Consider the following 7,473-nt stretch of genomic DNA (forward strand, 5'->3'; position numbering starts at 1 on the left):
GCTAAATTTTTTGTTTTTAAACTCGCATGAGTGGGGGGGGTTTTGGCGGGGGGGGGGGGCCCCGTGGCAAGTCCCCCCGCGATGCGTGGAAAGACCCATACTGAAACATCACGAATCATCTCAATCCGCATTCTCGCTTTTGTGTCGAACCCTGCGCGTCTTAGGCTATCCAACCCTGGAGCGCGCCTTTTCGTACGGAGGTGAAGCATGAATCCCACACTGCCAGCCCTGGCCATTGGCCTGTTGCTGAGCCTGCCGCTGCAGGCCGCTGCCGTTGCGCCCGTGCAATTGGCTGCCAGCGACAGTAACAACCCCTACAACAGCCCGATCCAGCGCGCCAACCCCAATAGCCGCCAGGGCAGCGTGCCCGCCACCCCTCCGGTGCGCGGCCCGTCCACCCAGCCCAACCCGCGCCCGCCGACCCTCGACAACCGTGGTATCGGTAACGGCGACAACCTGCGCCGCGAGCAGCGGGCGCCCAACCTGGAACCCACCCGGCCAGCGCGCGATTCGCTACGCGTGCCCTGACCCTATCGAAGGAACCGAGCATGACGCCACGCACCTGGTTGACCACCCTGGCCGCCGCCAGCCTGTTTCCCCTGCTGGCTCACGCCGCCTCCGAGCAACAGTTTCCCAGTGAACAAGGCCAGCTGACCGTCAGCACCGTTGCCGACGGCCTGCTCAACCCCTGGGCCCTGGCCTTCCTGCCAGGTGGCACGGACATGCTGGTGACCGAGCGCCCCGGCAACCTGCGTATAGTTAGTGCCGAAGGCAAGGTCGGCCCGCCGCTGTCCGGTGTACCCAAGGTCTGGGCCGAAGGGCAGGGCGGGCTGCTCGATGTGGTGTTGTCGCCTGACTTCGCCAAGGACCATACGATCTACCTGTCGTTTGCCGAAGAAGGCGCCGACGGCAGGGCCGGCACGGCGGTGGGCCGTGGCCAGCTGTCGACGGACAGGGCGCGGCTGGAGAACTTCACGGTGATCTTCCGCCAGCAGCCCAAGCTGTCGGTGGGTAACCACTTCGGCTCGCGCCTGGTGTTCGATCGCGACGGCTATCTGTTCATTGCCCTGGGCGAGAACAACCAGCGCCCCACCGCGCAGGACCTGGACAAGCTGCAAGGCAAGATCGTGCGCATCTTCCCCGACGGCAAAGTACCCAAGGACAACCCCTTCGTCGGCCGCGACCAGGTGCGCCCGGAAATCTGGTCGTTGGGCCACCGCAACCAGCAAGGCGCCGCGCTCAACCCCTGGACCGGCAAGCTGTGGACCCACGAGCATGGCCCGCGCGGCGGCGACGAGATCAACATCCCTGAGCCCGGCAAGAACTATGGCTGGCCGCTCGCCACCCACGGCATCAACTACTCGTTGTTGCCGATCCCCGAGGCCAAGGGCAAGCATGTCGATGGCATGGTCGACCCGCACCATGTGTGGGAGAAGTCGCCCGGCATCAGCGGCATGGCCTTTTACGACAGCCCGAGGTTCAAAGCCTGGGACCACAACCTGTTCATCGGCGCGTTGGCCACCCAGGAGCTTATCCGCTTGCAGCTCAAGGGGGACAAGGTGGTGCATGAAGAACGCTTGCTGGGGGAGCTGAAGGCGCGCATCCGCGATGTGCGGGTGGGGCCGGATGGCTACCTGTATGTGCTGACCGATGACAAGGATGGCGCCTTGTTGAAGGTGGGGTTGAAGCAAGGCTGATCCAGCCCATCGCGGGGCAAGTGGGAGCACCGTCTTACTGTAGGAGCGGCCTTGTGTCGCGAAAGGGTCGCGAAGCGGCCCCAGTTTTCAGCTACGCAACAAAAATCGCTGGGGCTGCTACGCAGCCCTTTCGCGACACAAGGCCGCTCCTACAGCTGCCGCGCAGTACATGTGGGAGCGGCGGTGCGCCGCTGTGACTTGCCCCGCGATGGGGTCGAATCTGTCGTACCATGGCCCTTTCCCATCAGATCGCCCGGCATGACCCCCGAATCCCTCTACCACCAGGCCCTCAACGACCGAGGCTTCGTCCCCGACCCGGCCCAGGCCGCTGCCGTCGCCGCCCTGCAGGGCTGTTTCGACGCCCTGCACCAGCGCCAACCCAGCCAGGGCCTGTACCTCTGGGGCCCGGTCGGCCGTGGCAAGACCTGGCTGATGGACCTGTTCCACCGTTGCCTGAAGGTTCCAGCCAGGCGCCAGCACTTCCACCATTTCATGGCCTGGGTCCACCAGCGGCTGTTCCAGCTCAATGGCACGGCCGACCCACTCAGGGCCCTGGCCAGCGGCCTGGCCGAAGAAATCCGGGTGCTGTGCTTCGACGAACTGTTCGTCAGCGATATTGGCGATGCGATCATTCTCGGCCGGCTGTTCCAGGTGCTGTTCGACCACGGCGTGGTCATCGTCGCCACCTCCAACCAGCCGCCTGCGCAGCTCTACCGCGATGGTTTCAACCGCGAGCGCTTCCTCCCGGCCATCGCCGCCATCGAACGGCATATGCAGGTATTGGCGGTAGCCGGCGAGCAGGACCATCGCCTGCATCCGGGCGCCCAGCGCCAGCGCTACTGGGTTGTCGAACCCGGGCAGCCGAGCGCTCTCGAAGCCGTGTTTCGCCAGTTGAGCCCAGAGGCGCCTGGCAGCGATCAGCCGTTGCAGGTCGGCTCCCGGCAGATCCGTACGCTGCGCCATAGCCAACACGCGCTCTGGTGCCATTTCAGCGACCTGTGCGAGCAGCCCCTGGCGGCGATGGATTTCATGGCCCTGTGCGACCGCTTCCCGGCGATCCTGGTCAGTGGCATCCCGGCCCTCGGTGGCGAGCAGCAGGCAGGGCGCATTGCACGCGGCACCGAAGATGGCGCCGCGCGCGTCGAGGCCGGTGATCGCCTGCTGCCAACGTTGGCGCCCAAGGATGACAGCGTGCGCCGCTTCATTGCCCTGGTCGACGAATGCTATGACCGGCGGGTGGCGCTGTACCTGGAAGCTGAGGTTCCCCTGGATGCGCTCTACACTCAAGGGTATCTGGCGTTCCCGTACCAACGGACCCTGAGCCGGCTACGGGAGATGCAACTGCAACGCTTCGCCTGAAGGAGCCGACCATGCAGCCACTGTCGCAGCACTTGCTGACCCAGGCCTACAACAATGGCTGGGCCAACCACCGTTTGTACAAGGCCTGCCTGCAACTGAGCCACGATGAGTTCGTCGCCCCGCGGTGCAGTTTCTTCCCTTCGATCAAGGCCACCCTCAACCATTTGCTGACGGTGGACTGGTTCTACCTCGACGCGCTGGAGTGCGAGCAGCGCGGCGAGGCGCCCGACCCGGATGGCGAGCGCTTCTTCCAGCCCGAGCAACCCTTCGTCACCTGCAGCGACCTGCAGGCGCAACAGGCCCAGGCCGACCAGCGGTTGATCAGCTATTGCCGGCAGTTGAGCGATGACCAGTTGGCGCGTTATGTGAGCATCGTGCGCCCTGAGCGGGTGCAGCGCGAGCAGCGTCTGCGGGTGTTGGCGCACCTGTTCGAGCACCAGATCCATCATCGTGGGCAGGTGCATGCGATGCTCAGTGATACGACGGTGAAGCCACCGCAACTGGATGAGTTCTTCTGCGAGGAGGAGGCCGGCTTGCGGGCGGATGATTTCGCCGAGTTGGGTTGGAGCGAAGAGCTGGTCTGGCCCAAGTGAACTGGGGCGCTCTGTTCTGGATAGCGGTCAGTGAAAGGTGTTACCCGCCGTGAAACCAGCCCAGGGTAATCGTCGCCACCACGATGTAGCGCCCGCCCTTGGCCAGGGTGACCAGCAGCAGGAAACGCCAGAAGGGTTCACGCATGATCCCGGCGATCAGCGTGAGCGGGTCGCCGATCACCGGCATCCAGCTCAGCAGCAGCGACCACTGCCCCCAGCGCTGGTAGCGCTGTTGTGCGCGCTCGAGCTGGCTGGCGCTGAACGGGAACCAGCGCTTGTCGCGCAGGTGCTCGATGGCCCGGCCCAGCAGCCAGTTGACGACAGAGCCCAGCACGTTGCCCAGGGTTGCGATCAGCAGCAGGGTGGCCCAGGCCTCGGGCTCGCGCAGCAACAGGCCGACCAGCACAGCTTCCGATTGCAGCGGCAGCAGCGTGGCGGCGCCGAAGGCGCTGAAGAACAGCGCCCAGAGGCTGAGCATCAGTAGTTGGCGACCACGGTGTCCTGGCCGTCGCGGGTGACGCCGATGACCTGGTAGGCATCCTTGTGATCACCCATTTCCATGCCCGGCGAGCCCATGGGCATGCCGGGGACTGCGAGGCCCTTGAGGTCATCGCGCTTGGCCAGCAGGCGCACCTGTTCGGCCGGTACATGGCCTTCGACGAACTTGCCGTTGATCACGCCGGTGTGGCACGACGCCAGGCGCGGCGCCACGCCCAGGCGCTGCTTGACCGCGCTCATGTTCGGTTCGACGTGGTCATTGACGGTGAAGCCGTTATCGCTCAGGTGCTTGATCCATTCCTTGCAGCAGCCGCAGTTGGGATCGCGGTACACGTCGATGGTTTCGCCAGCCTGGGCCAGGCCGGTGACGGCCAGCAGGCCGAGGGTGAGCAGGTGTTTGCGCAGCATGGTGAAACTCCTGTGAAACAACACACAATTTTTTGACGGGGTACGCCCCCTGTGGGAGCGGGCTTGCCCCGCGATCATCGGTGTAGCTGGTGCCGTCCATCGCGGGGCAAGTCGCATCGGCGCACCGCCGCTCCCACAAAGGTTATCAATGGCCTTAGAAGCGCAGACGAACCCCAGCGACCAAACGAGTCTGGCCAATGTCTTCGCCATCTTCCCGGGCCTGATCGGCGCGGTTGCCGTGCAGGCGGTTGAAGCTGACCCCGACGTAGGGCGCAAAGCCTCGGGTGATTTCGTAGCGCAGGCGCAGGCCCACTTCGCTTTCGGCCAGGCCCGAGCCCTGTTCGCGGCCAGCGTCGTTGCGCCCGAAGAAGTTGGCTTCGACGGTCGGTTCGAGGACCCAGCGATTGGTCAGCAGCATAGCGTAACCGGCCTCCAGGCGCAGCGCGGTCTGCTGTCGCTCGCCGGCGTAGGCGGTGGCCTCCAGTTCCAGGCCATACAGCGGCGTGCCCTGGATGCCGAACGCCGCCCAGCTCTGGCCGCTGGCGGGCTTGAAGTCCTGGCGCACGCCGCCGACCAGCTCCCACCAGGGGCTGATGGCATGCCCCCAAAGGGCCTGCAGCTCGGCTTTGTGGGTCTTGCCCTGTTCACGCTCGCCCTCGGTGCGCAGCCATAGGCGGTCGATGTCGCCACCCACCCAGGCCGTGGCGTTCCAGTTCAGCGCGCTGCTGCTCTCGAAGTTCTGGTACTCCAGCTGGTCGACGATCACTGCCCAGTTGATGGCGCGGTCGTGTACCTGGTGGCCGGGCAGCGGCGGGAAGGCGGCGTGGCGGTCGGCGTCGGTGATCACGGGCAAGGGGGTGCGGGGTTGGGTGCTGGCGGGCGCGCCGTGATTCATCTGGCCATGGTCCATCTTGCCGTGGTCCATGGGCATGGCAGCGTGGTTCATCTGCCCGTGGTCCATGGGCATGGCGCCATGGTTCATGTGTTCCATCCCGGCGGCCAGCGCCCGCTCGCTGGCCAGCAGGGCGAACAGGGCGACGCCGGTGGCAATGCGGCGGTTGGTCATCTCATTCATCGACGCGTACCTCGCGGAACATGCCGGTCTCCATGTGGTAGAGCAGGTGGCAGTGGTAGGCCCAGCGGCCCAGGGCATCGGCTGTGACGCGGTAGCTGCGGCGGCTGCCCGGCGGCATGTCGAGGGTGTGCTTGCGTACCAGGAAACGCCCCTGTTCATCCTCGAGGTCGCTCCACATGCCGTGCAGGTGGATGGGGTGGGTCATCATGGTGTCGTTGACCAGGGTGATGCGCACCCGCTCGCCGTACTTCAGGCGCAAGGGCTCGGCGTCGCTGAACTTGATGCCGTCGAACGACCAGGCGAAGCGCTCCATGTGCCCGGTCAGGTGCAGCTCGATGTCCCGTGACGGTTCGCGGCCGTCCGGGTCGGGGTAGGGGCTGCGCAGGTCGGCGTAGGTCAGCACCCGGCGGCCGTTGTCGCGCAGGCCCAGGCCTGGGTCGGAAAGGTTGGGCCGTGGGGCCATGGTCTGCATGTCCACCAGCGGGTTGTCGGTTTCGCTGGCAGGGTGCTGCTGCATGCCCGACATGGCTGAATGATCCATGCCTGCCATGCCGTCGTGGTCCATCCCGGCCATGTTCGAATGATCCATCCCGCCCATCCCGCCATGGCCCATGTCATCCATGGTCAACACCGGGCGCGGGTCGGGCGCGGGTACCGGTGCCTGCAACCCGGCGGCGCGGGCCAGGGTGCCGCGGGCGTAGCCGGTGCGGTCCATGCTCTGGGCATACAGGGTGTAGGCCGGCAAGTCGCCTACGGTCACCAGCACGTCATAGGTCTCGGCCACGGCGATGCGCAGCTCGTCCACCGTCACCGGGGTGACCGGCAGGCCGTCGGCGGCAATCACCGTCAGTTTCAAACCAGGGATGCGGAAGTCGAAGTAGGTCATCGCCGAGGCGTTGATCAGGCGCAGGCGCACGGTTTCGCCGGGCTGGAACAGGCAGGTGAAGTTGCCGTCCGGCGGCTGGCCGTTGAGCAGGTAGGTGTAACTGGCAGCGCTGATGTCGGCCAGGTCGGTCGGGCTCATGCGCATTTTGGCCCAGGCCCAGCGATTTTCTGCCGCGTTGGCGAAACCCTGGTCTGCCACATCGTCGATGAAATCGCCGACCGTGCGCTTGTTGTAGTTGAAGGCGTCGGACTGCTTCTTCAGCGTCGCCATCAGCGCTTGCGGCGCCTGGTCCGACCAGTCGCTGAGCAGCAGCACATGGTCGCGCTGGTACTGATGCGGCTCGGGTTCGCGCGGTTCGATGACGATGGCACCGTACACCCCGGCCTGTTCCTGCAGCCCGGAATGGCTGTGGTACCAGTAGGTGCCACTCTGCTTCAGGGTGAACTGGTACAGGTAATCGCCGCCCGGTTCGATGCCGGCGAAGCTCAGGCCCGGCACGCCGTCCATGTTGGCCGGCAGGATGATGCCGTGCCAGTGGATCGAGGTGTCCTGGTCCAGGTGGTTGCGCACCCGCAGGGTCACGGTGTCGCCTTCGCGCCAGCGCAATTGCGGGCCAGGCAGGCTGCCATTGATGGTCAGCGCGGTGCGTGGCTTGCCGGTGATGTTGACCGGGGTCTGGCCGATGAACAGCTCGAACTGCTGGCCGCTCAGGTCGTGCAGCGGCAGGCGGCCCTCGGCGGCCTGGGCCAGCGGGCGCCACAGGCCGAGGCCGGCCAGGGCGGTGGCGGCGCCCAGGCCCTTGACGAAGGTGCGGCGGGTGGGGGTAGGTGGCATGGCGTGGTCTCGGTTGTGGCCGTCGCCCCCCATCGCGGGGCAAGCCCGCTCCCCCCCGGGGGCGGGCGGGCCCCCCCCAAGCCCGCCAAAAACCCCCACCAGAGACACCCTCAAAGCCCCCCC

At 66.1% G+C, this 7,473-nt stretch carries 8 protein-coding genes; 4 read left to right on the forward strand and 4 right to left on the reverse strand.

The features are described from left to right. The first annotated feature begins 207 nt into the window (after nucleotides 1-207). From ABE459_RS25175 to ABE459_RS25190, 4 genes are all read left to right on the forward strand, one after another. Nucleotides 208-528 (forward strand): hypothetical protein, encoded by a 321-nt coding sequence (locus ABE459_RS25175; RefSeq protein ID WP_125464801.1) that lies wholly within the window; start codon nucleotides 208-210, stop codon nucleotides 526-528. Nucleotides 529-548: 20 nt separating this feature from the next. Further along, nucleotides 549-1,697: a PQQ-dependent sugar dehydrogenase gene (locus ABE459_RS25180; protein WP_323828575.1), complete on the forward strand. Its 1,149-nt coding sequence runs from the start codon at nucleotides 549-551 to the stop codon at nucleotides 1,695-1,697. 258 nt (nucleotides 1,698-1,955) lie between these two features. Beyond that, the gene (zapE, locus tag ABE459_RS25185) at nucleotides 1,956-3,056 is read left to right on the forward strand and encodes a cell division protein ZapE (protein WP_323828577.1); all 1,101 of its coding nucleotides are present in this window, start codon (nucleotides 1,956-1,958) and stop codon (nucleotides 3,054-3,056) included. An 11-nt stretch (nucleotides 3,057-3,067) separates the two neighbouring features. Next, a complete protein-coding gene (locus ABE459_RS25190; protein ID WP_125464798.1) occupies nucleotides 3,068-3,649 on the forward strand; it encodes a DinB family protein in 582 nt (193 codons plus the stop codon). A 40-nt stretch (nucleotides 3,650-3,689) separates the two neighbouring features. Here the strand turns inward: ABE459_RS25190 and ABE459_RS25195 are convergent, their stop codons facing one another. The 4 genes from ABE459_RS25195 to ABE459_RS25210 all read right to left on the reverse strand — a co-directional run bounded on the left by ABE459_RS25195 (nucleotide 3,690) and on the right by ABE459_RS25210 (nucleotide 7,350). Next, nucleotides 3,690-4,127 carry a YqaA family protein gene (locus ABE459_RS25195; RefSeq protein ID WP_323828579.1) on the reverse strand — a complete coding sequence of 146 codons (438 nt, stop codon included), beginning with the start codon at nucleotides 4,125-4,127 and terminating at the stop codon, nucleotides 3,690-3,692. Then, nucleotides 4,127-4,555: a DUF411 domain-containing protein gene (locus ABE459_RS25200; RefSeq protein WP_125464796.1), complete on the reverse strand. Its 429-nt coding sequence runs from the start codon at nucleotides 4,553-4,555 to the stop codon at nucleotides 4,127-4,129. Before ABE459_RS25200 ends, ABE459_RS25195 begins: the two co-directional genes overlap by 1 nt. Before the next feature lie 154 nt (nucleotides 4,556-4,709). Further along, a complete protein-coding gene (locus ABE459_RS25205) occupies nucleotides 4,710-5,630 on the reverse strand; it encodes a copper resistance protein B (protein ID WP_323828581.1) in 921 nt (306 codons plus the stop codon). Continuing rightward, entirely contained in the window at nucleotides 5,623-7,350 is a 1,728-nt protein-coding gene (locus tag ABE459_RS25210) for a copper resistance system multicopper oxidase (RefSeq protein ID WP_323828583.1), read from the reverse strand. Before ABE459_RS25210 ends, ABE459_RS25205 begins: the two co-directional genes overlap by 8 nt. Nucleotides 7,351-7,473 lie beyond the last annotated feature (123 nt).

The organism is Pseudomonas sp. TWI923 (assembly GCF_039673365.1).
GTDB classification, from domain to species: Bacteria; Pseudomonadota; Gammaproteobacteria; order Pseudomonadales; family Pseudomonadaceae; genus Aquipseudomonas; species Aquipseudomonas sichuanensis.